Below are 26,050 nucleotides of genomic sequence, written 5' to 3' on the forward strand. Positions count from 1 at the left end.
GCTCACAGGCTGAGCTCCGGGTGGAGGCGGTCCACGGTCCACTGCTGCCGGCCGCGCGCGGCCAGCGCGGTGAGCGCCAGGGCGCCCGCCGTGAAGGCCGCCAGCACGGCGCACGCCTGCCACACCGGGCCGAGCGGGCCGCCGGTGATGAGCAGCCGCAGCGCCTCGACCACGTAGGTCATCGGCAGGAACGGGTGGATCGCGTTGAAGAAGCCGGGGCTCGTCTGCACCGGGTAGGTGCCGCCCGCCGAGGTGAGCTGGAGCATCAGCACGGCCAGCACCAGGATGCGCCCCGCCGCGCCGAAGCGGGCGTTGAGCCACTGGACGATCGCCGTGAAGCAGGCGCTGACCAGCACCAGGAAGCCGATCGTGCCGGCCGCCCTGGCCATCTCCAGCCCCAGCCCCCAGTGCAGCACCGACATCAGCGCGGCGACCTGGAGCACCCCGAGCCCCGCCACCGGCAGCCAGCCCGAGAGCGCGGTGCGCCAGGCGGAGGTGCCGACCGCCAGCGCGCGGCGGCTGAGCGGCGGGATGACCATGAACGCGACCATCGCGCCGACCCAGAGGGAGAGCGGGATGAAGTACGGGGCGAAGCCGGTGCCGTAGTTGGGGGCGGCGTGCATCGACTGGGAGGCGAGGCGGACCGGGTCGGCCATCACCTCGGTGCGGTCGTCGCGGTCCTTCTTGTCGTAGTCGGGGATCTTCTCGACGCCGTCGTGCAGGCCGCCCGCGAGCTGTCCGGAGCCGTCGGCGAGCCGGAACATGCCGCCGTTCAGGTTCTTGGCGCCGGTCTGGACCTTGCCGATGCCGGTGTCGAGGTCCGAGGCGCCGGTACGGGCGGCGCCGAGGCCGGTGTGGAGCTTCTTGGCGCCGGCCGCGACCTGCTGGGCGCCCTTGTCGAGCGCGTTGACCCTGGCGACGGCCTCCTTCAGGTCGTCGCCGAGGGTGGGCGCGCTCTTGGCCAGGGCGTCCGCCTGCTTCTGGAGGGTGGCGAGGTGGCCGTCGAGGGCGGCGAGGTCGGCGTCGCCGATCACCGTCTCCAGGTCGTCGGCGACCTTGGCGACGTCGGCCGCCGCGTCCTTCGCCTTCTTCAGGTCCGGGCAGGCCGGGTCGCCCAGCTCGCCGAGGGCGCCCTCGCAGCGGGCGGCGTAGACCTTGTCGAGCGTCTCGGATGCGGCGTGCGCGCTAGGGGCGGCCTTGACGAGTTCGGCCAGGTTGGCGCGGACGATCTTGGTGGAGTCGGCGACCAGCCGCGCGGTGTCCCCGATGAACTTGCCGTCCTTCTCCAGGTACGGCTGGACCTTCGCGGAGGTGGAGTCGACCTTCGACGCCAGGAGCTTGGTCCCCGCGGCGACCTGCGCGGAGCCCTTCTCCAGGTCTCCCGCGCCCTTGTCGAGCCGCTTGACCCCGGAGGCCAGGTCGGTGCTGCCGGTACGGGTCTCCTTCAAGCCGTCGACCAGGTCCTTGGAGCCGTCCTTGGCCTTGCCGATGCCCTTCTTCAGCTCGTCCGCGCCGTCGGCCGCCTCGGCGGTGGCGCCGTGGATGTCGGAGAAGGAGAGGAAGATCCGGTCCAGGAACGAGCGGGACGCCTTGGCCGAGGCGGAGGTGCGGACCTCGGTGAAGACGGTCCGGGAGATCTGCCCGACGATGTAGTTGTTGGCGTCGTTGGTCTCCACCTTCAGCGCGCTGGTCTCCGGGTGGTCGCCGGAGTTGGAGGCGATCCGCTCACTGAAGTTCTTCGGCATCGTCAGCGAGAGGTAGTACGTGCCGTCCTCGACGCCGCGCCGCGCCTCCTCGGAACCGACCTCGTGCCACTGGAACACCTCGCTCTCGTGCAGCCCCTCGGTGATGTCGTCCCCGGCCCGCAGCTCCTCCTTGCCGATCTCCGCCCCCCGGTCCTCGTTGACCAGGGCGACCGGTATGCGGTCGAGACGGCCGTACGGGTCCCAGAAGGACCACAGGTACAGCGCGCCGTAGAGCAGCGGCAGGAGCAGGAGGGCCACCAGAGCGGCGGCGGGCAGGCGTCCCCTGCCGAAGCGCTTCAGCTCAAGCGCGGCCAGTTTCGGCGAGCGCATCCGCCGTCTCCTTCTCGTTCTCGGTCTCGTCGGTGCCGTCGGTCTTCCGGGCCGGTTCGGCGTCCTCGGCGGTACGGGCGCCGGTGGCCCGGTCGGTGACGACCACCACCAGGGGGACATCGCCGGGCAGTCCGGCGGGAGGCTCGCCGCAGACCGCGAGCACGGTCACGCCGGAGGCGGCCACGCTCGCCAGCAGCGCCCACGCCTCCTCGCGCAGCGGCGCCGACAGCTTCAGGTCGACGTCGTCCACGGCGATCAGCCGGGGCCGCCCGATCAGCGCCAGCGCCACGCAGAGCCGCAGCCGCTCCAGGCGTTCCAGGTCCCGTACGGCCGTCCGCGGCCCCTTCGGCAGCGTCGCCAGGTCCAGCCCGGTTGCTTCCAGCGCCTCGTCGTGGACCCGGCGGGCGTCCGCGCGCCGCTGCCGGGGCGGGCGCAGCGCCGCCTTGAGCGCGGCGAGCGGCGCCGTCCCGTACCGGCGCTGGAGCAGCACCCGCTCGCGCAGGTGCTCGCCGACGGTGAGGGAGGGCTCCAGGTCGTCGACGCCGGGTACGTGGGCGAGGGCCGCCGTACGCCGGACCGCCGCGGCCTGTTTGCGCAGCCGCAGCCCGCCGATCCGGGCCTCGCCCTCGGTGAGCTTCATCCGCCCGGTGAGCGCCAGCAGCAGGCAGGTGCGGCCGGTGCCGGAGGCGCCGGTCAGCGCCACCACCGAGCCGGGGGCCGCCTCGGCGGTCACCTCCCGGAAGACCCAGCCGCGCGGGCCCTTCAGCCCGATCCCCTCGGCCTCGACGGCGGCGCCCGCAGGAAGGTCCGGGTCCGGGTCCGGGGCGGGCGCCTCCTCGGCCGGGGAGGCGGGGCCTCTGCTGTCGGCGGGTTCCGGGTGGCGGTGGGGCTCCGGTTCCGGCTGGTGGCGGGTCACGGCCCGTCCCCTCCTCGGCGTAGCTTTTGAACTGACTGGTCAGTACAGAAACTATGCCGGGCCCGCGCCGTGCCGCAATCCGCCCCCGCCGCCGGTGCGCGGCCGAGGGGTGGCGGCCGGGGGAAGTGCCCCGCCCGGTGGTGATTTGCCCGTGGTGTACCTCACGGCCGCCCGCCGGGGCCGCCCCCGCCGCCCCGGCCCCGTCCCGCGCACGGACGGGCCCGCACCCCGCTGACCGGCCGGGGAGGGCCCGACGCCCCGGGCGGGGCGGTGGCGTGGAGGCAATAGGGTGGGAGCCCACTGCACCCGATAGACGCCCGCCGCCCCGAGCGGCGGTGCCGTGCCGAGGAGTCAACTGCCGTGTCGGACCCGATGCGCCCCCGCGCTTCTCTCCGTACCGCCGTGGTCTGGGAGGTCCTCAAGGACGCCCTCGACCGCCAGGTGAAGACCACGGGGAGGCGCTCGCTGGACGTCCTGGACTCCGGCGGCGGCAGCGGCAACTTCGCCGTGCCGGTGGCCCGCCTCGGCCACCGGGTGACCGTCGTCGACCCCAGCCCCAACGCCCTCTTCGCCCTGGAGCGCCGGGCCGCCGAGGCCGGCGTCGCCGACCTCGTCACCGGCGTGCAGGGCGACGCCCTGGGCCTCTTCGACGTGGTCGACCGCGGCGCCTACGACGCGGTCCTGCTCCACGGTGTCCTGGAGCACATGGACGACCCGGCCGAAGGCGTCGCCAGCGTCGCCGCCGCCCTGCGCCCCGCGGGCACCCTCAGCCTGCTCGCCGCCGGACTCGGCGGGGCCGTCCTCGCCCGCGCCCTGGCCGGCCACTTCACCGAGGCCCGTACCGCGCTCGGCGACCCGGCGGGCCGCTGGGGCGAGGCCGACCCGGTGCCGCACCGCTTCACCCCGGACCAGCTCACCGGCCTGGTGGAGGCCGCCGGGGTGCGGGTCGGGGCGGTCCACGGCGTCCGGGTCTTCGCCGACCTGGTCCCCGGCGTCCTGGTCGACACCGAGCCGGGCGCCCTCGACGCCCTCCTCAAGCTGGAGGCCGCCGCCGCCGAGGAACCCGCCTTCCACGCCGTCGCCACCCAGCTCCACGTCCTCGGCGAGAAGACCCCCGCCCAGGGGGACACCCAAGGGGACTAGTCCCTCCGTCCCACCCGCGCACCCCTGTGATCAGGGCACCCGGTCCGGACGGAGTACGGCACGGGAACCCGTTCGGGCGGTCGGCGCCGTATGATCGAGGGAGTCCGGTAAGGCATGGCGGGCCGCTTCCTGGGGAATGGACGCCTCAGTGAATCGGTGTGTCGGCTCGAACCGGATGGCGAATTGGCGCAGAGGGGCGGGTTTCACGGGGGCGATTCCCTGCCTATCCTGAAGGGGACCCCCCTGTCGCCTCGGCGACTGCACGATGAGGAGGACTCCGTGCCGCTCTCAGAGCACGAGCAGCGCATGCTCGAGCAGATGGAGCGAGCGTTGTACGCCGAAGATCCCAAGTTCGCGACAGCGCTTGAGGGAAGCAAGCTGCGTACGTACACCCGTCGCCGGGTGTACCAGGCAGTGGTGGGCTTCCTGGTGGGAATCGTGCTCCTCATGGCCGGGATGGTCGCGCAGCAGATCTGGGTCAGCGTGGTGGGATTCCTCGTCATGCTGGGCTGCGCGGTACTCGCGGTCACCGGCTGGCGCAAGGCGCCGAAGCCGGGCGAGCAGCCGGCCCCTGGCTCCGCGGACCCCGCGGGCGCCGGCGCCAAGCGACGTCAGGGCAAACAAGGCAGACAGCGCCGCTCCGTGATGAACCGTATCGAACAGCGCTGGCAGCAGCGCCGGGACGGACAAGGGCAGTAGACGCGGGGACCGGCCTCAGGGCCGGTCCCGAGCAGCAGTGACGGTGTGGGGTCCGCCTTCCGGGGCGGACCCCACACCGTTGTGCGTGAACGCGTGTGCCGTACACCTGCCTGCGCCCGGACCGCCGGCCGCCGTACGGCAGTGAGGGGGGCCCGTCGTGCGGGCCCTCCTCACTTCACGTCGCCGTGCCGGTCAGCCGCTCCGTGCGTCCCTGTCCCGGAGGCGGGGCAGCCGGGGGAGGCGTCCGGCCTCGGCCCGGCCCCGCTCCCGCAGCCGCTCCCAGCGGTCGGACGCCGCCCACGTCACCCGGACGGCGGAACGCGGCAGCAGCAGGGCGCGCAGCCGGGTGGGGCGCGAGGCCCGGGCGTGCAGCGCGGCCCGGAACCGCTCCACGTCCTCGGCGAGACCCGCCACCGGGACCGGACGCGGCGCGTACAGCTCCTGTTCCACCGCTCCGGCCAGCCGGTGCACCGCCTCCGCGGCCTCCGGGCCCGGATCGGCCAGCTCCACCAGACGGCCGGCGGCCCGGCGCGGGGTCAGCGCCTCGTCCGGCGGGATGCCGTGATCCCAGGCCGTGTCGGTCAGCTCCTGCCAGGCCGCGAGCGGGGGCACCCCCCGGGGGCCCGCGCCGCCTCCCACCGGGGTCAGCCGCAGCCCGCGCACCCGGCGCCGCCAGAGCAGCGGGGCCAGCACCACCGCCGCCAGGAGCAGCAGCCCGCCGGCCGTGCCGAGCAGGGTGCCCCAGGGCGGGCCGCCGGAGCCCGCGGCGGCACCCGCGTCCGGCTCCTCGGAGCCGCACTCGCCGAGCGCCCGCTCAGCGCGCGGGCACTCCGGGTTGTCGCTGGGCCGGGTGGAGGGGGCGTCGGAGGCCGACTCCTCGGGCTGCTCGGGGTCGTCGACCTCGCTGTCGGGGACGTCGGGCCGGGTGTACTCGGGCACCGAGCCCCGGTTGGGGGTCGGCTCGAACCGGGTCCAGCCGATCCCCTCGAAGAACAGCTCGGGCCAGGCGTGGGCGTCCCGCAGCCCCACCGACATCTCGCCGGAGCTCTTCGCCGTCCCCGGGGTGAAGCCGACCGCCACCCGGGAGGGCATCCCGAGGGTGCGGGCCATCGAGGCCATCGCGAAGGAGAAGTGGATGCAGAACCCCTCCTTGTCGCGGAGGAACCGGGCGATGGCCTGCGAGCCGCTGCCCGCCCGCACCTGCGTGTCGTAGGTGAAGCCGCCCTCCTGGGCGAACCAGTCCTGGAGCCGGACCGCCCGCTCGTAGTCGTTGTCCGCGCCCCGGGTCACCTGGCGGGCGGTGCGCTCGACCACGGCCGGGAGGGAGTCGGGGACCGAGGAGAACTCGTCGGGCAGGGTCGGGGCGGCCGCCGCCGAGTCCGCGACGGAGAGCTGTTCGGCGCCGGGGCGCACCAGGAGGCTGTCGACGGAGTACTGGACGCCCCGGGTGTTCTGGGCGCCGTCGCCCACCAGGGTCCGGTTGACCCGCTCGAACCTCCAGTCGCCCGGCACCTCGACCCGGGTCGCCGGGTACGGCATCGGCAGCCAGTCCTGGGCGTACCAGCCGGCCGCCGAGATGTTGGTCGAGACCTCGGTGAACGGGACCTCGGCCGCGAGCCCCGGCGGGGGCGGCAGCCGCTCGGGCACCTCGGAGACGTTGCGGGAGGCGGGCTTCCAGGAAGTCCCGTCGAACTCGTCCAGGGAGACGATCCGCAGGTAGAGGTCGTCGGTGTCGGCGGCGTTGGTGCGGTACTTCAGCACCTCGCGGTTCTCCGGCTGGTTCAGGCTGTTCTGGAGCGAGACCAGCGGATTGACCGCGGAGATCGTGCCGCCGCCGCCGCTTCCGCCGCCCGGCCCTGGACCCGTGCCGCCGAGCAGCCCCGCGCCGAGCGAGGGCAGCACCAGCGGCACCACCAGGGCCAGCCCCAGCGCGACGGCGCCGATCCGGCGGCCCGAGCGCATCGGCGCCGTGGGGGTGCCCACGCTCTCCCTGGGGGCGAAGCCGCCGCGGGCCGGGCCGCCGAAGACGCGGCCCCACTGCGCCAGCCGGTCACGGCTCTCGGCGAGGAGCAGCACCAGGTACCCGGCGCCGGCCAGCGCGAACCAGAGCGCGCCCGCGCCGCCGTCCGAGAGCCCCGCCGCCACCGAGTACAGCGCGAGCAGCGGCAGTCCCGCCGGGGCGGCGAGGCGGTAGGTCACCGCGAAGGTGTCGACCAGCAGGCCGACCAGCAGCACCCCGCCCACCAGCAGCAGCGCGATGCCGTCGGTCAGCGGCGCCGGACTGGTGAACCGGCCCACGTCCCCGACGCCGTTCCCGATCAGCGTCCCCAGCTCGCGCACCGCGTCCGGGCTCGGCAGGAACCAGAGGAACGCCTCCTCGCGGGCGAAGAGCAGGGTCAGCAGCAGCACCCCGGTGATCAACTGGGCGCCCGCCGTCAGCGGCCGGGCCAGCGGCACCCGGCGGGCCGCCGCGCCCGCGCCCGCCGTCAGCCCCAGCAGGATCGCGGCCTGCACCAGCCAGACCGAGCGGTCCACCAGCGGCAGCAGCGAGGCCGAGGCGAGCAGCGTCGCCGCCCACGAGGCGAGGGCGATCCCGATCCGTCCGCTCACGCGGCACCCCCCGAGGAAGTCGAAGCGGTACGTGGCCGCGGAGCGGCGGCCGGGCCGGGCGTCCCGGCGCCGCCCCACAACGGGGCCAGCGGGGCACCCGGCGGGACGGGCACCACGGCCCAGCCCGCCTCCCGCAGCCGCCGGGCGCGGGCGTCGAGCGCCGAGCCGCCGCCACCCGCCCAGAGGGCGGAGTCCAGCAGGAAGGCCACCGCGGTCGAACCGGGCCGCCTCATCCGCGCGGTCAGCGTGGTCTGTTCCTCGTCCAGGTCGCCGAGGAAGGCCACCAGCAGGGCCTCGCCGCTCTCCCCGAGCGCCGCGTGGGCCCGCGAGAGCCCGGCGCCGTCGGAGTGTCCGACCACCGCGAGCAGATCCATCATCAGCGCCGCCGTCTGCCCGGACCGGCCGCCGTGCGAGGTGGCGGAACCCTCGGCGGGGACGGCGTCGCCGGTGTCCGTGACCAGCCGGACCGGGACGTCCTTCTCCAGCAGGTGGAGCAGGGCCGAGGCCGCCCCCGACACCGCCCACTCGAATGCCGAGCCCGGGCCCGAACCGGCGTAACCGGCGGCCCGGGTGTCCAGCAGGACCGTGCAGCCGGTCCGCTGCGGCTGCTCCTCACGGCGGACCATCAGCTCGCCCAGGCGGGCCGTGGAGCGCCAGTGCACCCGGCGCAGGTCGTCGCCGTGCCGGTAGCCGCGCGGGATCAGGTCGTCCTCCCCGGCCAGCGCCAGCGTGTGCTGCCGCCCCTCGCCGAAGCCGCGCGCCTCACCGCCGGGCCGCAGCGGGGGCAGCCGCTCGACGCGCGGCACCACGGTCAGCGTGGACTGCCCGGAGAAGGCCCGGTCCAGCTCGCACATGCCGAACGGGTCGGTCAGCCGCAGCTGGAGCGGGCCCAGCTGGTACCGGCCGCGCAGGTCGGAGCGGACCCGGTACGACACCTCGCGGCGGCCGCCCGGCTCCACCCGGTCCAGCAGGAAGCGGGGGCGCGGCCCGAGCACGTAGGGCACCTTGTCCTGGAGCATCAGCACGCCGGTGGGGAGGCGGGAGACGCTGTCCACCCGGAGGGTCACCCGCGCCTCGGAGCCGGCCGGCACCTGGGCCGGGGTCAGCCGGCGGCTGCCCTCGACGCGGTGGCGGGTGCGGTGCAGGAACAGGACGCAGAGCAGCGGCAGGACGGCCAGCAGCAGACCGACCCGGAGCAGGTCGCCCTGGCCGAGCAGGTAGGCGCAGAAGGCCGCGGCCAGCCCCGCGGCCAGGAACGAGCGGCCCCGGGTGGTGAGCCCGCCGAGCGCCCCGCGCAGCCCGCCCCGCTCCCGCGCCCCGTCGGCGCCGGGCATCACATGCCCCGGGGCGCGGAGTACGGGCGCCGGACGTGCGGCACCGAGCCGTTGGACGAGCCGGGGACGGGCGTGCCCTGGACGATCTCGTGGACCAGCTGCTCGGAGGTGCGGCGGGCCAGCTGGGCCTGGGCGGTCGGCAGCAGCCGGTGCGCGAGGACCGGCACCGCCAGCGCCTGCACGTCGTCGGGGAGCGCGAACTCGCGTCCCGCCAGCGCGGCGGCGGCCCTGGCGGCCCGCACCAGGTGCAGGGTGGCGCGCGGGGATGCCCCCAGCCGCAGCTCGGGGTGGCTGCGGGTGGCGCCGACCAGGGCGACGGCGTAGCGGCGCACCGCGTCCGAGACGTGGACCTCGCGGACCGTCTCCACCAGCTTGAGGATGTCGTGGGCGTGGGCCACCGGCTGGAGGTCGTCCAGCGGCGAGGTGGCGCCGTGCACGTCGAGCATCCGCAGCTCGGCGTCGGGGGAGGGGTAGCCGATGGAGACGCGGGCCATGAAGCGGTCCCGCTGCGCCTCCGGGAGGGGGTAGGTGCCTTCCATCTCGACGGGGTTCTGGGTGGCGACCACCATGAACGGGCCGGGCAGCGCGTAGCTGTGGCCGTCGACGGTGACCTGGCGCTCCTCCATCGACTCCAGCAGCGCCGACTGGGTCTTGGGGGAGGCGCGGTTGATCTCGTCGCCGATGACGATCTGCGCGAAGATCGCCCCGGGCTTGAACTCGAACTCGGCCTGCTGCTGGTCGTAGACGCTCACGCCGGTGATGTCCGAGGGCAGCAGGTCGGGGGTGAACTGGATGCGGCGGACCGAGCAGTCCACCGATCTCGCCAGCGCCTTGGCCAGCATGGTCTTGCCGACCCCGGGCACGTCCTCGATGAGGAGGTGGCCCTCGGCCAGCAGGACGGTCAGCGAGAGCCGTACGACCTCCGGCTTGCCCTCGATCACCCCCTCGACCGACCTGCGCACCCGTTCCGCTGTGGCGGTCAGATCTGTGAGGCTCGCTCGCCCGTCATAGGTCGTCACCCGGCCCTCCTCGGCCCGTTGTCGGGCCGGTGCGCGACGGCGCGGCCGGACCCTCCCCGATCAGTGGGCAGCGCGTACGGCCGGGGGCCGTCGCGCGATGCCTCCTGCGCATTCTTGTTGCCGCCCAGGGCATGTGTCACTCGCATCCGGGCAACTGGTGCCGGTTCGAGGTGAATTGCCGTTTTTCGTCGGGGAGGGCCGAGGCTGACCCGCCGTCAGGCCGGGTCGATCTCCGTGAGGGCGCCGGTCTTCACGTCGAAGACGAAGCCGCGCACGTCGTCGGTGTGGAGCAGGAACGGCGAGGTCCGCACCCGCTGCATCGACTGGCGCACGTCCTGCTCGACGTCGCGGAAGGACTCCACCGCCCACGTCGGCCGCTGCCCGACCTCCGCCTCCAGGTCCTGGCGGAACTCCTCGGTCAGGCTCTCCAGACCGCAGTTGGTGTGGTGGATGAGGACCACGCCGCGGGTCTCCAGCGCGCGCTGGCTGATGGTGAGCGAGCGGATCACGTCGTCGGTGACCACACCGCCCGCGTTGCGGATGGTGTGGCAGTCGCCGAGGTCCAGGCCGAGCGCGGCGTGCAGGTCGAGGCGGGCGTCCATGCACGCCACCACGGCCACCTTGAGGACCGGGCGCGCGTCCATGCCCGGGTCGGTGAACTTGGCCGCGTACCGGCCGTTGGCCTCCACGAGGCGGTCGGTGACATGGGAGCCGGCCTGGGTCGGGCGGCCTTCGGTGTGAGCGGGAGTCGACATGGCTACGACGGTAATGCGCGCCGGGCCCCGCGGTGCGCCCGGAGGGGGACGAAGAGCCCTCGTGGCACCCCTTGTGAGGTAATCCACACCCGGCCTCCCGGCCGTCCTCACCGCCCCGGGCGACGCACGGAGCGGCTGATTGACCGGCGGGACGAGTGGACTAAAGTGACGCGAAGTGGCCGGGGCGACACGCCCTCGCCGCGCCGGGGGACCATCGAACGGCCCCCGCAGAGAAACCCACGCGTGCGGTGCGCGTACGGCGGCTCCCGGCCGCCCTCCGGCCGGCGGCATCCGGGACCGGCCACGCGCCGGGCGGCGCCGCCCCCGGCGGACACCCGGCCCGGCCGCGACGCCCCGCACCGGACCGAGAGGGCGCAATGCCGGTGCGCGACGCAGACGAGACGAGCGGCGCGCCGAGCGCTGCCGGCCACCAGGCCGCGGCCCCCGGGGACGGCAACACCCGCCACGTCCCCGTGATGCTCCGCCGCTGCCTCGACCTCCTCGCCCCGGCTCTCGCCGAACCGGGCGCCGTCGTCGTCGACTGCACCCTCGGCCTCGGCGGCCACAGCGAGGCCCTGCTCGCCACCTTCCCCGCCGCCCGCCTCGTCGCCCTCGACCGCGACAAGGAGGCACTGCGCCTCTCCGGCGAACGCCTCGCCCGCTACGGCGACCGCGCCACCCTCGTCCACGCCGTCTACGACGAACTGCCCGAGGTCCTGGACCGGCTCGGCATCCCCCGCGTCCAGGGCGTCCTCTTCGACCTCGGCGTCTCCTCCATGCAGCTCGACGAGGCCGACCGCGGCTTCGCCTACGCCCAGGACGCCCCGCTCGACATGCGGATGGACCAGACGACGGGCATCAGCGCCGCCGAGGTCCTCAACACCTACGCCCCCGGCGACCTGGTCCGGGTGCTGCGCGCCTACGGCGAGGAGAAGCAGGCCCGCCGCATCGTCTCCGCCGTCGTCGACGAGCGGGCCAAGGAGCCCTTCACCACCAGCGCCCGCCTGGTCGAGGTCATCCGCGACGCCCTGCCGCAGGCCGCCAAGCGCACCGGCGGCAACCCGGCCAAGCGCACCTTCCAGGCCCTGCGCATCGAGGTCAACGGCGAACTCGCCGTCCTGGAGCGGGCGATCCCGGCCGCCGTCGCCTCCCTCGCCGTCGGCGGGCGCCTCGCCGTCCTGTCGTACCACTCGCTGGAGGACCGGCTGGTCAAGCAGGTCCTCGCCGCCGGGGCCGCCTCCACCGCCCCGCCCGGCCTGCCGGTCGTCCCCGAGCGCTACCAGCCGCGGCTGAAGCTGCTCACCCGGGGCGCGGAACTCCCCACCGAGGAGGAGGTCGCCGAGAACCGGCGTGCCGCCCCCGCCCGACTGCGCGGCGCCCAGCGCATCCGCGAGGAGCACCAGGAGTGAGCCGCCAGGTGGGCAGGCCCGAACTCCGCGGCCGCGCCGCCCGGCTGGCGCGGCTGCTGCCCGCCGGTCCGGCGAACGCCGCCCGGACCCCGTTCGTGCTGCTGGTCGTGGTGCTGCTCGGCGGCGGCCTGATCACCCTGCTGGTGCTCAACTCCGCGCTCAACGAAGGCTCCTTCACCCTCAGCGAGCTGAAGCGTGAGAACACCGAGCTGACCGACGAGCAGCAGGAGCTCCAGCGCGACGTCGACGCCCAGGCCCGGCCGGACGCGCTGCGCCGCCGGGCCGACACCCTCGGCCTGGTCCCCGGCGGCATCCCGGTCTTCCTCGACCCGGACGGCACCGTCCGCGGCGTGCCGAGCCCGGCCCCCACCCCGGTCGTCGTCAAGCCGTCCCCCTCCGCCTCGCCGTCCCCGTCCGCCGAGGCGCCCCCCTCGCCGGGCGCGAGCCCGTCCCCCGGCGCCTCCGGGACAAGCCCGGCGCCCGAGCCGGACGCCCCCGCCCCTACCGACACCCCCGCCCCCACCGCCCCGACCCCTGGCAGGTGACGCCGTGTCCGACAGGCAACCCCCGCGCCGCCGCGTCCCCGGCCCCGCCCGCCCGGCCGGCGGCTCCGGCGGGGCGGCCCGTTCCGGTACGGCGGCCAAGGGCGCGGCCGCCAAAGCCAAGGCGGCCAAGGGCACGGCCCGCAGACCCGCCGAGCGCCGCACCCCGCGCGCCGGGCAGGGCTCCGGCAGGCCCGCGTCCCGGCCCCGTACGCCCGGGAACCCGCCGCGCCGGCCGGGCCTCAGGCTCGGCAGACCCCGGCCCCGGCTGCGGCTGATCGGGTTCGCGCTGACCCTGGTGATGGCGGTCTTCGTCGGACGGCTCCTCCAGCTCCAGGCCGTCGACCCCCAGGCGTACGGCGCGGCTGCCGCCGCCAGCCGCTCGTACAGCGGGGTGCTCGCCGCCGAGCGCGGTGCGATCACCGACCGCAACGGCGTCGAACTCGCCTCCAGCGTCGACGCGTACGACATCACCGCCGACCCCTCGATGTTCACCCCGGAGCGGACCGGCGTGAAGGACGCGCCGCTCCAGGCCGCGCAGATCCTCGCCCCCGTGCTCGGCGCCGAGGCCGAGGAGATCACCGCCAAGCTGCGGCGCGACGACACCCGGTACGTGGTGCTGGCCCGGCGCCAGACCCCGCAGGTGTGGAAGCAGATCAAGGACCTGAAGACCAGCTTCGCCGAGGAGTTCGACAAGAGCGGGCGCCGGTCCGCCGACCCGGAGACCAACAGCGTCCTCGCCGGCATCTTCCCCGCGGCCACCAGCAAGCGGGTCTATCCGGGCGGCGACCTCGCCGCCGGGATACTGGGCTGGGTCAACGCCGAGGGCAAGGGCGCCGGCGGCATCGAGGCGCAGTGGGACAAGAAGCTGGCCGGCGAGGACGGCCGGATCAGTTACGCCCAGGCGGGCGGCCGCCAGGTGCCCACCGCCGGCAGCGAGGAGGACCCCGCGGTCCCCGGCTCCGGCCTGGAACTCACCATCGACCGCGACATCCAGTGGGCCGCCCAGAACGCCATCTCCGAACAGGTCACCAAGTCCAAGGCGGCCCGGGGCTACGTCATCGTCCAGTCCACCGCCACCGGCGAGATCCTGGCGCTGGCCAACGCCCCCGGCTTCGACCCCAACGACCTCACCAAGGCCGCCGCCACCTCCCTGGGCAACGCCGCCGTCCAGGACGCCTACGAGCCCGGCTCCACCGCCAAGGTCATGTCGATGGCGGCGGTGCTGGAGGAGAACGCCGCCACCCCCGGCACCCACGTCACCGTCCCCAACCGGCTCCACCGGGGCGACCGCCTCTTCCAGGACGACGTCGACCACCCCACCTGGTACCTCACGCTCAACGGCGTCCTGGCCAAGTCCAGCAACATCGGCACCATCCTCGCCGTCGAACAGCTCGGCAAGACCCAGCCCGAGGCCAACAAGGTCCTCCACTCCTACCTCAGGAAGTTCGGCATCGGCCGCCCCACCGGCCTCGGCTTCCCCGGCGAGACCCCCGGCATCCTCGCCCCGCCCCAGGACTGGTCGACCTCGCAGCAGTACACGATCCCCTTCGGCCAGGGCGTCTCCATCAACGCCCTCCAGGCCGCCTCGGTCTACTCGACCATCGCCAACGGCGGCGTCCGCGTCGCCCCGACCCTGGTCCGCGGCACCCACGACGGCGAGGCGTTCACCCCCGCGCCCGAGCCCGAGAAGACCCGGGTCGTCAGCGAGAAGACCGCCAAGACCCTCTCCCTCATGCTGGAGTCGGTCGTCGACGACGAGGAGGGGACCGGGGTCAAGGCCCGCATCCCCGGCTACCGCGTCGCCGGCAAGACCGGCACCGCCAACCGCGTCGACCCCGAGACCGGCCGCTACAAGGGCTACACCTCGTCCTTCGCCGGCTTCGCCCCCTCCGACAAGCCCCGCGTCACCGTCTACTGCGCCATCCAGGACGCCACCAAGGGCAGCTACTTCGGCGGCCAGATCTGCGGCCCCGTCTACAAGCAGGTCATGGAGTTCGCCCTGAAGACCCTCCAGGTGCCGCCCAGCGGCGCCAAGCAGGCCCGACTGCCCGTCACCTTCACCCCCGAGGACTGACCAGGAACCACGTGGATACGATCACCCCCGAACCGGGGAACCACCGCCCGGAAGGCGACGACGCCACCGGACCCGCCGCCCCCTCATTTCGCGACCGGAGGGGTGCGCCCGGTACGCTCACCGCCGTGCCACACGCTGATCACTCCGAAACACCGCAGGCCGCACTGAAGGGTGCTCCCGTGACCTACCCGGGGCCTCCGCGCCCGCTCCAGGTTCCCGCCACCACGCTGGAGGAACTGGCCGATCAGCTCGGCGTCGACGCCCGAGGGGCCGAGGCCCGTGTCCCAGGCGAAGAGGGCGCCGCCATCGCGCTCAGCGGCATCACCCACGACTCCCGCGCCGTGCGCCCCGGCGACGTCTACGCCGCCCTGCCCGGCGCCCGCGTCCACGGCGCCGACTTCTCCGCCCAGGCCGCGAGCCTCGGCGCCGCCGCCATCCTCACCGACCCGGCCGGCGCGGGCCCCGCCCTCGCGACCGGGCTGCCCGTGCTGGTCGTCGGTGACCCGCGCGGCCGCATGGGCGAGGTCGCCGCCACCCTGTACGGGCACCCCGGCCGCGACCTGCTCCAGATCGGCATCACCGGCACCTCCGGCAAGACGACCACCGCCTACCTCATCGAGGGGGGCCTGCGCGCCGCCCAGGAGGCCCGGGCGAAGGAGACCGGCGAGGAGATCCCGCCCACCGGACTCATCGGCACCGTCGAGATGCGCATCGGCGACGAGCGCATCAAGTCCGAGCGCACCACCCCCGAGGCCACCGACCTCCAGGCGCTCTTCGCCGTCATGCGCGAACGCGGCGTCCGCGCCCTGGCCATGGAGGTCTCCAGCCACGCACTGGTCCTCGGCCGCGTCGACGCCTGCGTCTTCGACGTCGCCGTCTTCAACAACCTCAGCCCGGAACACATGGAGTTCCACTCCGACATGGAGGACTACTTCCGGGCCAAGGCACAGCTCTTCACCAAAGCCCGCTCCAAACTCGGCGTCGTCAACTACGACGACGAGTACGGGCGCCGCCTGCTGACCGAGTCCGAGGTGCCCGTCATCTCCTTCTCGGCCGAGGGCCACCCCGACGCCGACTGGCGCGCCGAGGACGTGCTCGTCGGCAGCCTCGACTCCACCTTCGTCGCGGTCGGCCCGGGGGGCGAGCGGATCAGCGCCCGTTCGCCGCTGGCCGGTCCCTTCAACGTCGCCAACACCCTGGCCGCCGTCGTCGCGCTCGCCGCCGCGGGCGTCGACCCGCAGACCGCCGCCGACGGCATCGCCGCCGTCCCCGGCGTCCCCGGCCGCCTGGAGCGCGTCGACGCCGGACAGCCGTACCTCGCGGTGGTCGACTACGCCCACAAGACCGACGCCGTCGAATCGGTGCTGCGCGCCCTGCGCAAGGTCACCGAGGGGCGGCTGTACATCGTGCTCGGCTGCGGCGGCGACCGGGACACCACCAAGCGCGGCCCGATGGGCGCCGCCGCCGCCCGCCTCGCCGACCTCGCCGTCCTCACCTCGGACAACCCGCGCTCCGAGGACCCCCTCGCGATCCTCTCCACCATGCTCGCCGGTGCCGCCGAGGTGCCCATCCACGAGCGGGGCGACGTCATCATCGACGCCGACCGGGCCGGAGCCATCGCCGAGGCCGTCGTCCGCGCCGAGGCCGGGGACACCGTCCTGGTCGCCGGCAAGGGCCACGAACAGGGCCAGGACATCAACGGCGTGGTCCGCCCCTTCGACGACCGGCTGGTGCTGCGTGCCGCCATCGAGCGGGCCGAGGCCCGCCGGGCCGCCGCGGACCTGCCGGGTACCACCCAGCAGGCCGCCGAGGCGGCCGCTGGCGCACAGGCAACCCCTCAGAAGAACGCGGGATGAACTTGTGATCGCCCTCTCCCTGGCCGAGATCAGCAGCATCGTCGGCGGGCAACCCGCCGACATACCGGACCTGGACGCCCAGGTCACCGGACCGGTCGTGATCGACTCCCGGCTCGCCTCCCCAGGCAGCCTCTTCGCCGCCTTCGCCGGTGAACGGGCCGACGGCCACGACTACGCGGCCACCGCCGTCGAGACCGGAGCGGTCGCCGTCCTCGCGACCCGCCCCGTCGGCGTGCCCGCCCTCGTCGTGGACGACGTGGAGCGCGCCCTCGGCGCGCTCGCGCGCGCCGTCGTCGAGCGCCTGGGCACCACCGTCGTCGCCCTCACCGGCTCCGCGGGCAAGACCTCCACCAAGGACCTCGTCGCGCAGCTCCTGACGCGCGTCGCGCCCACGGTGTGGACGCCCGGCTCCCTCAACAACGAGATCGGGCTGCCGCTCACCGCGCTGCGCGCCGAAGCGGACACCCGCCACCTCGTCCTGGAGATGGGGGCCCGCGGCGTCGGCCACATCCGCTACCTCACCGGCCTCACCCCGCCGCGGATCGGTGTCGTCCTCAACGTCGGCAGCGCCCACATCGGCGAGTTCGGCGGCCGCGAGCAGATCGCCCAGGCCAAGGGCGAACTGGTCGAGGCGCTCCCCGAGGACGGTGTCGCGATCCTCAACGCCGACGACCGTTTCGTCCGTGACATGGCGTCACGCACCAAGGCACGGGTCGTCACCTTCGGCGAAGCGCCCGAAGCGGACATCCGCGCCGAGAATGTCCGTCTCACGGAGAACGGCCGCCCCGCCTTCACGCTGCACACACCCTCCGGGTGCGGCGACGTGACCATGCGCCTGTACGGTGAGCACCACGTGTCGAACGCGCTCGCCGCCGCCGCCGTCGCATCGGAACTGGGCATGCCCGTGGACGAGATCGCCCAAGCGCTCTCCGAGGCGGAGTCCCTGTCCCGGTGGCGGATGGAGGTCACCGAGCGCCCGGACGGTGTGACGATCGTCAACGACGCCTACAACGCGAACCCCGAATCCATGCGGGCCGCCCTGCGCGCGCTCGTGGCGATGGGCGGCGCCCGCCGCGGCGAGGGGGGCCGCACCTGGGCGGTGCTCGGACAGATGGCCGAGCTGGGGGACGAGGCGCTCACCGAACACGATGCCGTCGGGCGGCTCGCCGTCCGGCTGAACGTGAGCAAGCTCGTGGCAGTCGGCGGCAGGGAAGCGGCCTGGCTGCAGATGGGCGCATACAACGAGGGTTCGTGGGGTGAGGAGTCGGTGCACGTGTCCGACGCACAGGCGGCGGTCGACCTGCTGCGCAGCGAGCTGCGCCCAGGCGATGTCGTACTCGTGAAGGCTTCCCGGTCCGTGGGACTGGAGAAGGTCGCCGCCGCTCTGCTGGCGGACGGTACGGGCGAGGGTGAGGTCGCCGCCCGATGATGAAGCAGATCCTGCTCTCCGGCGTCATTGGACTGTTCCTGACGCTGATCGGCACACCACTGCTGATCAAGCTGCTGGCCAAGAAGGGCTACGGCCAGTACATCCGCGACGACGGTCCGCGCGAGCACCACTCCAAGCGCGGGACGCCGACGATGGGCGGTATCGCCTTCATCCTCGCGACGATCATCGCGTACTTCCTGTCCAAGCTCATCACCGGCTACTCGGTGACCTTCTCGGGTCTCCTGGTGCTCGGGCTGATGGCGGGCATGGGCCTCGTCGGGTTCCTCGACGACTACATCAAGATCGTGAAGCGGCGTTCGCTGGGCCTGCGGGCCAAGGCGAAGATGGCCGGACAGCTCATCGTCGGCATCGCCTTCGCCGTGCTGGCGCTCCAGTTCCCCGACAACCGGGACCAGACGCCGGCCTCCACCCGCCTGTCGTTCATCACCGACTTCGGCTGGAAGATCGGCCCGGTGCTCTTCGTCATCTGGGCGCTCTTCATGATCCTCGCCATGTCGAACGGCGTGAACCTCACCGACGGCCTCGACGGCCTCGCCACCGGCGCCTCCGTCATGGTCTTCGGCGCGTACACCTTCATCGGCGTCTGGCAGTTCCAGGAGTCCTGCGCCAACGCGGAGGTCCTCACCAACCCGGCGGCCTGTTTCGAGGTACGAGATCCGCTCGACCTCGCCGTGGTGGCCTCCGCGCTGATGGGCGCCTGCTTCGGCTTCCTCTGGTGGAACACGTCGCCCGCCAAGATCTTCATGGGTGACACCGGTTCGCTCGCCCTCGGCGGCGCCCTCGCCGGTCTCGCCATCTGCTCCCGCACCGAGCTGCTGCTCGCCGTCCTCGGCGGCCTCTTCGTCCTCATCACCATGTCCGTGGTGATCCAGGTCGGCTCGTTCCGCCTCACCGGCAAGCGGGTGTTCCGGATGGCACCACTCCAGCACCACTTCGAACTCAAGGGGTGGTCCGAAGTCCTTGTGGTGGTCCGCTTCTGGATCATCCAGGGCATGTGCGTCATCGTCGGCCTCGGCATCTTCTACGCAGGATGGGCAGCCATCAAGTGACCTGGCAGGACCAGCACATCACCGTGGCCGGCCTCGGGGTGAGCGGCATCAGCGCCGCTCGCGCCCTGGCCGGCCTCGGCGCGCACGTCACCGTCGTCGACGGCGGCGAGAGCGAACAGCACCTGGCGCGCGCCGCCCAGCTCGCCGCCGCCTTCGACGCGTCGGACACCCCCGGCACCGTCACCGTCCGCCTCGGCGACGCCGACACCCTCCCCGAGCCGACCGACCTGGTCGTCACCTCGCCGGGCTGGAAGCCGGACTCGCCGCTCTTCGCGGCCGCCGCCGAGGCGGGCGTCGAGGTCGTCGGCGACGTGGAGATCGCCTGGCGGCTGCGGCCCGAGGGCGCCGCCGACTGGCTCTGCGTCACCGGCACCAACGGCAAGACCACGACCACCCGGATGCTCGCCGCCATCCTCACCGCGGCCGGCCTGCGCACCGAGGCCGTCGGCAACATCGGCACCCCGCTGATCGACGTGGTCCTCGCCGAGGAGCCGTACGACGTCCTCGCCGTCGAACTCTCCAGCTACCAGCTGCACTGGACGCCCTCCCTGCGCGCCCACTCCGCGGCCGTCCTCAACCTCGCCCCCGACCACCTCGACTGGCACGGCTCCATGGAGGCGTACGCCGCCGACAAGGGCCGGATCTACGAGGGCAACCGGGTCGCCTGCGTCTACAACACCGCTGACCCGGCCACCGAGGCCCTGGTCCGCGCCGCCGACGTCGAGGAGGGCTGCCGTGCCGTCGGGTTCACCCTCGGCGCCCCCGGCCCCTCCGAACTGGGTGTCGTCGAAGGGCTCCTGGTCGACCGGGCCTTCGTCCCCGACCGGCACCGGCAGGCCCAGGAACTGGCCGAGGTCGCCGACGTGAACCCGCCCGCCCCGCACAACATCGCCAACGCCCTCGCCGCCGCCGCCCTCGCCCGCGCCTACGGCGTCGAGGCCGGAGCCGTCCGCGACGGCCTGCGCGCCTTCGCCCCGGACCCGCACCGGATCGAGAAGGTCGCCGAGATCGACGGCGTCACCTACGTCGACGACTCCAAGGCCACCAACACCCACGCCGCCGAAGCCTCCCTGAACGCCTACCGGCCGATCGTCTGGATCGCCGGCGGGCTCGCCAAGGGCGCCGTCTTCGACGACCTGGTCGCCTCCGCCGCCGACCGGCTGCGCGGCGTCGTCCTCATCGGCCAGGACCGCGCCCTGATCCGCGAGGCGCTCGCCCGACACGCCCCCGACGTCCCGGTCGTCGACCTGGACCGGACCGACACTGGGGCGATGTCCGCGGCGGTCACCGCCGCCCGGGACCTCGCCGAGGCGGGCGACACCGTGCTGCTGGCCCCGGCCTGCGCCTCGATGGACATGTTCACCAACTACAACCGGCGCGGCGAGGCGTTCGCCGAGGCCGTGCGGGCCCTGGCCACAGGCGCCTGACGCCCGCACCCCGCCTCCGGCCCGCCGCCGCCCGCCGAGGGCGGGGCGGGCCGGTGCGAGGAACCGCCGCGCCGGGGACGACTGGAGGGGACAGCGACCATGCCGGCCGACACCGACCGGAGCCGGCGCACCGCGCCGCGCCCGCGCACCACCGCGCCCCCGGCCGGGCGCCCCCTCGGCGCCCGCCTGCGCGACAACCCGGTCACCCGCTTCCGCCGCCGCGTGCAACGCGCCTGGGACCGCCCGCTGACCGCGTACTACGTCATCGCCGGCGCCAGTGTGCTCCTGATCGTGCTCGGGCTGATCATGGTGTACTCCTCCTCGATGGTGTATGCCATCAACAAGGGCCTGGGCAGCTCCTACTTCTTCTCCAAACAGCTCGTCGCCGCCCTCGCCGGCGGGGTGCTGCTGGTGATCGCCGCCCGGATGCCGGTCAAGCTCCACCGGGCGCTGGCCTACCCGATCATCGTCGGCTCGGTCGCGCTGATGGCCCTGGTCCAGGTCCCCGGCATCGGCCAGGAGATCAACGGCAACACCAACTGGATCTCTCTGGGCGGCCCCTTCCAAATCCAGCCCAGCGAGTTCGGCAAGCTCGCCCTGGTGCTCTGGGGCGCCGACCTCCTCGCCCGCAAACAGGAGCGGCGGCTGCTGGCCCAGTGGAAGCACCTGCTGGTCCCGCTGGTCCCGGCCGCCTTCATCCTGCTCGGCCTGATCATGCTCGGCGGCGACATGGGCACCGCGGTGATCCTCACCGCGATCCTCTTCGGGCTGCTGTGGATCGCCGGCGCCCCCACCCGCCTCTTCGCCTCGGTCCTCGCGGTGGCCGCCGCCATCGGCGCCCTGCTGATCTGGACCAGCCCCAACCGCATGGCGCGGCTCAGCTGCCTCGGGGCGACCGACGCCGGCCCCGCCGACATCTGCCTCCAGCCGCTGCACGGCAGCTACGCGCTCGCGTCCGGCGGATTCTTCGGTTCCGGTCTCGGTGCGGGTGTGGAAAAATGGGGTCAACTGCCGGAAGCGCACACCGACTTCATCTTCGCCATCACGGGGGAGGAACTCGGCCTCGCCGGGACACTGTCGGTACTCGCGCTCTTCGCGGCTCTAGGCTATGCGGGTATCCGCGTGGCCGGACGCACGGAGGACCCCTTCGTGAGGTACGCCGCGGGAGGTGTGATCACCTGGATCATGGCGCAGGCCGTGATCAACATCGGTGCGGTGCTCGGCCTGCTGCCGATCGCCGGTGTCCCGCTCCCGCTGTTCTCCTACGGTGGGTCCGCCCTGCTGCCGACCATGGCCGCCATCGGGCTGCTCATCGCGTTCGCGCGGGCGGACCCGGCCGCACGGGCGGCACTGGACATGAGACTGCCCGGCAGGAAGCGGGCAGCGGTGAGATGGAACACGATGCGACGGCGCGCCCGCGGGCGCTCGTCCGGAGAGCGGTGAATTTCGGTGCATGTCGTACTCGCCGGTGGGGGGACCGCCGGTCATATCGAGCCGGCGCTTGCCCTCGCGGACGCCCTGCGCAGGCAGGACCCGACCGTGGGGATCACGGCGCTGGGCACGGAACGCGGCCTGGAGACCAGGCTCGTGCCGGAGCGCGGCTATGAACTGGCGCTGATCCCCGCCGTCCCCCTGCCCCGCAAGCCCACCCCCGAGCTGATCACCGTCCCCGGGCGGCTGCGCGGCACGATCAAGGCGGCCGAGCAGGTCCTGGAGCGCACCAAGGCGGACGCGGTCGTCGGCTTCGGCGGCTACGTGGCCCTCCCCGGCTACCTGGCGGCCAAGCGGCTCGGCGTGCCGATCGTCGTCCACGAGGCCAACGCCCGCCCGGGCCTGGCCAACAAGATCGGCTCCCGGTACGCCCACGGCGTCGCCGTCTCCACCCCGGACAGCAAGCTGCGGGACGCCCGCTACATCGGCATCCCGCTGCGCCGCGCCATCGCCACCCTGGACCGCGCCCGGGTCCGCCCCGAGGCGCGCGCCGCCTTCGGCCTCGACCCCAACCTGCCGACCCTGCTGGTCTCCGGTGGTTCCCAGGGCGCCCGCCGCCTCAACGAGGTCGTCCAGCAGGCCGCCGCCTCGCTCCAGCGAGCGGGCATCCAGATCCTGCACGCGGTCGGCCCGAAGAACGAACTGCCGCACGTCGACAACATGCCCGGGATGCCGCCCTACATCCCGGTACCGTACGTGGACCGCATGGACCTCGCCTACGCGGCGGCGGACATGATGCTCTGCCGCGCCGGCGCCATGACCGTCGCCGAACTCTCCGCCGTCGGGCTCCCGGCCGCCTACGTCCCGCTGCCCATCGGCAACGGCGAACAGCGGCTCAACGCCCAGCCGGTGGTCAAGGCCGGCGGCGGACTCCTCGTCGACGACGCGGAACTGACGCCGGAGTGGGTGCAGCAGAATGTGCTGCCGGTCCTCGCGGACCCGCACCGGCTGTACGAAATGTCCCGCGCGGCCTCCGAGTTCGGCCGCCGGGACGCCGACGACCTGCTCGTCGGCATGGTGTACGAGGCGATCGCCGCACGGCGCGCCAACCACTGAGGGGGCGGCCCACGCCCCCCATGACGCAGGAGGCGACAGGGAGCGTGGCCGCAACGACGACCGCCCGGCGCGGGCGGAACTCCGGGACCGAGGAGCCGCCCGCGCGGTCCGCGAAGGCACCGGGTTCCGGGCCGCGCCGCGGACGCCTCCTCCTGCTTCTCGCGGCCGCCGCCGCCCTGTTGGGCGGGGCGGCCGTCTGGGCTCTCTACGGCTCCTCGTGGCTGCGGGTCGAGTCCGTGACCGCCGAGGGCACCCGGGTACTGACCCCGGCACAGGTCGAGAAGGCCGCCGCCGTGCCGAAGGGCGTCCCGCTCGCCTCCGTCGACACCGACGCCGTCGCCGCCCGGCTCCTGGCCGAACTGCCCCGCCTGCGCACCGCCGAGGTGGAACGCTCCTGGCCCCACGGCATCGAGCTGCGGGTGAGCGAGCGCCGGCCCGTTCTGATCATCGCGAAGAACGGACAATATGGTGAAGTGGACCGGGAAGGCGTGCGGTTCGCGACGGTGGGTACGCGGCCGAAGGGCGTGCCCCTGCTGAAGCTGGACGCCGCCCGCTCCCCGAGCCTGAAACGCTTTCCCGCGAGCAGGCTCCGGGCCGAGGCGGTCACCGCGGCCGCCGACGTCCCCGCGTCGGTGCGGGGGGAGCTGAGGGCCGTCCGGGTGCGGTCCTTCGACGCCATCTCGCTGGAGTTGAGCGGAAACCGCACGGTTGTCTGGGGAAGTGGTGAGAAGGGTGATACGAAGGCGAAGGCGCTCGCCGCACTCCTGAAAGCGGAGCCGAAGGCCCGTCACTTCGACGTGAGCGTGCCCACCGCCCCTGCGGCATCGGACGGTTGACGGAAGATCCGCAGGCCAGCACCCTGGTTGGCCCGTGCTACGGGTGATCACATAGGGTGAAAAGAAAAACGGGAGGTTCGGCGTGTTCGTTGAACGCGCGCCGCTTGTCGACTTAGTGTCCTGTCCGGAACAGTCCAGGAAACAGGCACACTGGTAACCCTGAACGTCAACGTTAGGGTTCGGGTCGGCGTTCGGACCGTCCCCATTCGACATCAGTCGTCCGCCGAGCGGCATCGCCCGGCGGCGACACGTAATCGAGGCGAGAGGCCTTCGACGTGGCAGCACCGCAGAACTACCTCGCAGTCATCAAAGTCATCGGTGTCGGCGGCGGTGGTGTCAATGCCATCAACCGGATGATCGAGGTCGGTCTCAAGGGCGTCGAGTTCATCGCCATCAACACGGACGCCCAGGCGCTGTTGATGAGCGACGCCGACGTCAAGCTCGACGTCGGCCGGGAACTCACCCGCGGACTCGGCGCCGGAGCCAACCCGGCCGTCGGCCGCAAGGCGGCAGAGGACCACCGCGAGGAGATCGAGGAGGTCCTCAAGGGGGCCGACATGGTCTTCGTCACCGCGGGCGAAGGCGGCGGCACCGGCACCGGCGGCGCCCCCGTCGTGGCCAACATCGCGCGCTCGCTCGGCGCCCTCACGATCGGCGTGGTCACCCGCCCGTTCACCTTCGAGGGACGCCGCCGGGCCAACCAGGCGGAGGACGGCATCGCCGAACTCCGCGAAGAGGTCGACACCCTCATCGTCATCCCCAACGACCGCCTGCTGTCCATCTCGGACCGTCAGGTGAGCGTTCTCGACGCTTTCAAGTCCGCGGACCAGGTGCTCCTCTCCGGCGTCCAGGGCATCACCGACCTCATCACCACCCCCGGCCTGATCAACCTCGACTTCGCCGACGTCAAGTCGGTCATGTCCGAGGCCGGTTCGGCCCTGATGGGGATCGGTTCCGCCCGCGGCGACGACCGCGCGGTGGCCGCGGCCGAGATGGCCATCTCCTCCCCCCTCCTGGAGGCGTCGATCGACGGCGCCCGCGGGGTCCTCCTCTCCATCTCCGGCGGCTCCGACCTCGGTCTGTTCGAGATCAACGAAGCCGCCCAGCTGGTCAGCGAGGCCGCCCACCCGGAGGCCAACATCATCTTCGGCGCCGTCATCGACGACGCGCTCGGCGACGAGGTGCGGGTCACCGTCATCGCCGCCGGCTTCGACGGCGGCCAGCCGCCGGCCAAGCGGGACAACGTCCTCGGCTCCTCCTCCGCCAAGCGCGAGGAGCCGGCACCGGCCGCCCGCCCGGCGGCGGCCGCCGAACCGGCCCGCCCGGCCTTCGGCGGCCTCGGCAGCGTCACCCCGCGCGAGGAGCCGTCCCAGCAGCCGGCCGCCGCGGAACCCGAGCCGGCCCCGGCCGCCGAGCTGCCCACCACCCCGGTGGCACCCCCGCAGGTTCCCCCGGCCCGGTACGACAGCCAGGCCGAGGAACTGGACGTGCCGGACTTCCTCAAGTGATATCGCCGGTGCCCGGACCCGCGTCCGGGGAGCACGGCACCGCGGGCGGCGCCCACTTCGCCTTCACCGACCGGTGGGGCGGAGTGAGCGCCGCTCCGTACGCGCAGCTGAACCTCGGCGGGGCCGTCGGTGACGACCCCGCCGCGGTGCGTGCCAACCGGGTCCGCGCCGCCGGGGCCCTCGGCCTCGACGCCGCCGACGTCGTCTGGATGAACCAGGTGCACGGCCGGGACGTCGCCGTGGTCGAAGGAGCCTGGGGCGAGCGGCCCGTCCCCGAGGTGGACGCCGTGGTCACCGCCCGGCCCGGCCTCGCCCTCGCCGTCCTCACCGCCGACTGCGTCCCCGTGCTGCTGGCCGACCCCGTCGCCGGGGTCTGCGCCGCCGCCCACGCCGGACGCCCCGGCATGGCGGCGGGCGTGGTCCCGGCCACGGTGCAGGCGATGGTACGGCTCGGCGCCGACCCCGCCCGGATCACCGCCCGTACCGGTCCCGCCGTCTGCGGCCGGTGCTACGAGGTGCCCGAGGCGCTGCGTGCCGAGGTGGCCGCGGTGGAACCGGCGGCGTACGCCGAGACGAGCTGGGGTACCCCGGCGGTCGACGTGGTCGCCGGCGTCCACGCCCAGTTGGGGCGGCTCGGGGTGACGGACCGGCAGGCGTCGCCGGTCTGCACCCTGGAGTCGGCCGACCACTTCTCGTACCGGCGCGAGGGGACCACGGGACGGCTCGCCGGTTATGTGTGGCTGGCGCCTCGGAAGGCGGGGTTCGCCGCGCCTTCCGAGGCACTGGACCGATGAGCAT

General features: G+C 73.7%; 20 protein-coding genes. 14 read left to right on the forward strand and 6 right to left on the reverse strand.

The window, feature by feature from the left end:
- Positions 1 to 2: 2 nt before the first annotated feature.
- Both OIM89_RS23665 and OIM89_RS23670 read right to left on the reverse strand, forming a co-directional pair.
- Complete coding sequence (locus OIM89_RS23665; RefSeq protein ID WP_264491604.1) at positions 3 to 2,075, reverse strand: YhgE/Pip domain-containing protein; 2,073 nt, start codon at positions 2,073 to 2,075, stop codon at positions 3 to 5.
- Positions 2,047 to 2,991 carry an ATP-binding cassette domain-containing protein gene (locus OIM89_RS23670; protein WP_195731140.1) on the reverse strand — a complete coding sequence of 315 codons (945 nt, stop codon included), beginning with the start codon at positions 2,989 to 2,991 and terminating at the stop codon, positions 2,047 to 2,049. Before OIM89_RS23670 ends, OIM89_RS23665 begins: the two co-directional genes overlap by 29 nt.
- A gap of 360 nt (positions 2,992 to 3,351) precedes the next feature.
- Between OIM89_RS23670 and OIM89_RS23675 the strand changes: the two genes are divergently transcribed.
- Positions 3,352 to 4,134, forward strand: coding sequence for a methyltransferase (locus OIM89_RS23675; protein WP_030699826.1), 783 nt, complete (start codon positions 3,352 to 3,354; stop codon positions 4,132 to 4,134).
- A gap of 279 nt (positions 4,135 to 4,413) precedes the next feature.
- The gene (locus OIM89_RS23680; RefSeq protein WP_023419860.1) at positions 4,414 to 4,833 is read left to right on the forward strand and encodes a DUF3040 domain-containing protein; all 420 of its coding nucleotides are present in this window, start codon (positions 4,414 to 4,416) and stop codon (positions 4,831 to 4,833) included.
- 192 nt (positions 4,834 to 5,025) lie between these two features.
- Here the strand turns inward: OIM89_RS23680 and OIM89_RS23685 are convergent, their stop codons facing one another.
- From OIM89_RS23685 to OIM89_RS23700, 4 genes are all read right to left on the reverse strand, one after another.
- Positions 5,026 to 7,443: a DUF3488 and DUF4129 domain-containing transglutaminase family protein gene (locus tag OIM89_RS23685; RefSeq protein WP_264491605.1), complete on the reverse strand. Its 2,418-nt coding sequence runs from the start codon at positions 7,441 to 7,443 to the stop codon at positions 5,026 to 5,028.
- Positions 7,440 to 8,777 (reverse strand): DUF58 domain-containing protein, encoded by a 1,338-nt coding sequence (locus tag OIM89_RS23690; RefSeq protein WP_264491606.1) that lies wholly within the window; start codon positions 8,775 to 8,777, stop codon positions 7,440 to 7,442. The genes OIM89_RS23685 and OIM89_RS23690 overlap by 4 nt, the downstream gene beginning before the upstream one ends.
- Entirely contained in the window at positions 8,777 to 9,796 is a 1,020-nt protein-coding gene (locus OIM89_RS23695) for an AAA family ATPase (protein ID WP_030699829.1), read from the reverse strand. Before OIM89_RS23695 ends, OIM89_RS23690 begins: the two co-directional genes overlap by 1 nt.
- 215 nt (positions 9,797 to 10,011) lie before the next feature.
- Complete coding sequence (locus OIM89_RS23700) at positions 10,012 to 10,551, reverse strand: beta-class carbonic anhydrase (protein ID WP_003947589.1); 540 nt, start codon at positions 10,549 to 10,551, stop codon at positions 10,012 to 10,014.
- Positions 10,552 to 10,928: 377 nt separating this feature from the next.
- Here OIM89_RS23700 and rsmH point away from each other — a divergent pair, with 377 nt between their 5' ends.
- From rsmH to pgeF, 12 genes are all read left to right on the forward strand, one after another.
- Positions 10,929 to 11,960: a 16S rRNA (cytosine(1402)-N(4))-methyltransferase RsmH gene (gene rsmH, locus OIM89_RS23705; RefSeq protein ID WP_151169769.1), complete on the forward strand. Its 1,032-nt coding sequence runs from the start codon at positions 10,929 to 10,931 to the stop codon at positions 11,958 to 11,960.
- Positions 11,957 to 12,505, forward strand: a complete 549-nt coding sequence (locus OIM89_RS23710) for a septum formation initiator family protein (protein ID WP_226965119.1) — start codon at positions 11,957 to 11,959, stop codon at positions 12,503 to 12,505. Before rsmH ends, OIM89_RS23710 begins: the two co-directional genes overlap by 4 nt.
- A gap of 4 nt (positions 12,506 to 12,509) precedes the next feature.
- Complete coding sequence (locus OIM89_RS23715) at positions 12,510 to 14,579, forward strand: peptidoglycan D,D-transpeptidase FtsI family protein (protein ID WP_030699577.1); 2,070 nt, start codon at positions 12,510 to 12,512, stop codon at positions 14,577 to 14,579.
- An 11-nt stretch (positions 14,580 to 14,590) separates the two neighbouring features.
- Positions 14,591 to 16,435 (forward strand): UDP-N-acetylmuramoyl-L-alanyl-D-glutamate--2,6-diaminopimelate ligase, encoded by a 1,845-nt coding sequence (locus OIM89_RS23720; protein ID WP_078858174.1) that lies wholly within the window; start codon positions 14,591 to 14,593, stop codon positions 16,433 to 16,435.
- Positions 16,436 to 16,439: 4 nt separating this feature from the next.
- Positions 16,440 to 17,864 carry a UDP-N-acetylmuramoyl-tripeptide--D-alanyl-D-alanine ligase gene (locus tag OIM89_RS23725; RefSeq protein ID WP_030699575.1) on the forward strand — a complete coding sequence of 475 codons (1,425 nt, stop codon included), beginning with the start codon at positions 16,440 to 16,442 and terminating at the stop codon, positions 17,862 to 17,864.
- The gene (mraY, locus tag OIM89_RS23730; RefSeq protein WP_003947584.1) at positions 17,861 to 18,934 is read left to right on the forward strand and encodes a phospho-N-acetylmuramoyl-pentapeptide-transferase; all 1,074 of its coding nucleotides are present in this window, start codon (positions 17,861 to 17,863) and stop codon (positions 18,932 to 18,934) included. Before OIM89_RS23725 ends, mraY begins: the two co-directional genes overlap by 4 nt.
- Positions 18,916 to 20,361 (forward strand): UDP-N-acetylmuramoyl-L-alanine--D-glutamate ligase, encoded by a 1,446-nt coding sequence (gene murD, locus OIM89_RS23735; protein WP_047469155.1) that lies wholly within the window; start codon positions 18,916 to 18,918, stop codon positions 20,359 to 20,361. Before mraY ends, murD begins: the two co-directional genes overlap by 19 nt.
- Before the next feature lie 99 nt (positions 20,362 to 20,460).
- Complete coding sequence (gene ftsW / locus OIM89_RS23740; protein WP_030699573.1) at positions 20,461 to 21,804, forward strand: putative lipid II flippase FtsW; 1,344 nt, start codon at positions 20,461 to 20,463, stop codon at positions 21,802 to 21,804.
- Between the two features lie 6 nt (positions 21,805 to 21,810).
- Positions 21,811 to 22,908, forward strand: a complete 1,098-nt coding sequence (murG, locus tag OIM89_RS23745; protein WP_030699572.1) for an undecaprenyldiphospho-muramoylpentapeptide beta-N-acetylglucosaminyltransferase — start codon at positions 21,811 to 21,813, stop codon at positions 22,906 to 22,908.
- A gap of 44 nt (positions 22,909 to 22,952) precedes the next feature.
- Positions 22,953 to 23,744, forward strand: a complete 792-nt coding sequence (locus tag OIM89_RS23750) for a cell division protein FtsQ/DivIB (protein WP_030699571.1) — start codon at positions 22,953 to 22,955, stop codon at positions 23,742 to 23,744.
- A gap of 275 nt (positions 23,745 to 24,019) precedes the next feature.
- A complete protein-coding gene (ftsZ, locus tag OIM89_RS23755) occupies positions 24,020 to 25,252 on the forward strand; it encodes a cell division protein FtsZ (protein WP_195731143.1) in 1,233 nt (410 codons plus the stop codon).
- Positions 25,253 to 25,260: 8 nt separating this feature from the next.
- On the forward strand, positions 25,261 to 26,046 hold the full coding sequence (gene pgeF, locus OIM89_RS23760; RefSeq protein WP_151169773.1) for a peptidoglycan editing factor PgeF: 786 nt from the start codon (positions 25,261 to 25,263) through the stop codon (positions 26,044 to 26,046).
- Positions 26,047 to 26,050 lie beyond the last annotated feature (4 nt).

It is taken from the genome of Streptomyces sp. BI87 (assembly GCF_025957665.1).
Lineage (GTDB): Bacteria > Actinomycetota > Actinomycetes > Streptomycetales > Streptomycetaceae > Streptomyces > Streptomyces albidoflavus.

Coding starts and splice junctions, on each gene's coding strand:
- OIM89_RS23665 (WP_264491604.1), bottom strand. CDS start 2,075: ATGCGCTCGCCGAAACTGGCCGCGCTTGAGCTGAAGCGCTTCGGCAGG.
- OIM89_RS23700 (WP_003947589.1), bottom strand. CDS start 10,551: ATGTCGACTCCCGCTCACACCGAAGGCCGCCCGACCCAGGCCGGCTCC.
- murD (WP_047469155.1), top strand. CDS start 18,916: ATGGGCAGCCATCAAGTGACCTGGCAGGACCAGCACATCACCGTGGCC.
- ftsW (WP_030699573.1), top strand. CDS start 20,461: ATGCCGGCCGACACCGACCGGAGCCGGCGCACCGCGCCGCGCCCGCGC.
- OIM89_RS23690 (WP_264491606.1), bottom strand. CDS start 8,777: ATGCCCGGCGCCGACGGGGCGCGGGAGCGGGGCGGGCTGCGCGGGGCG.
- rsmH (WP_151169769.1), top strand. CDS start 10,929: ATGCCGGTGCGCGACGCAGACGAGACGAGCGGCGCGCCGAGCGCTGCC.
- mraY (WP_003947584.1), top strand. CDS start 17,861: ATGATGAAGCAGATCCTGCTCTCCGGCGTCATTGGACTGTTCCTGACG.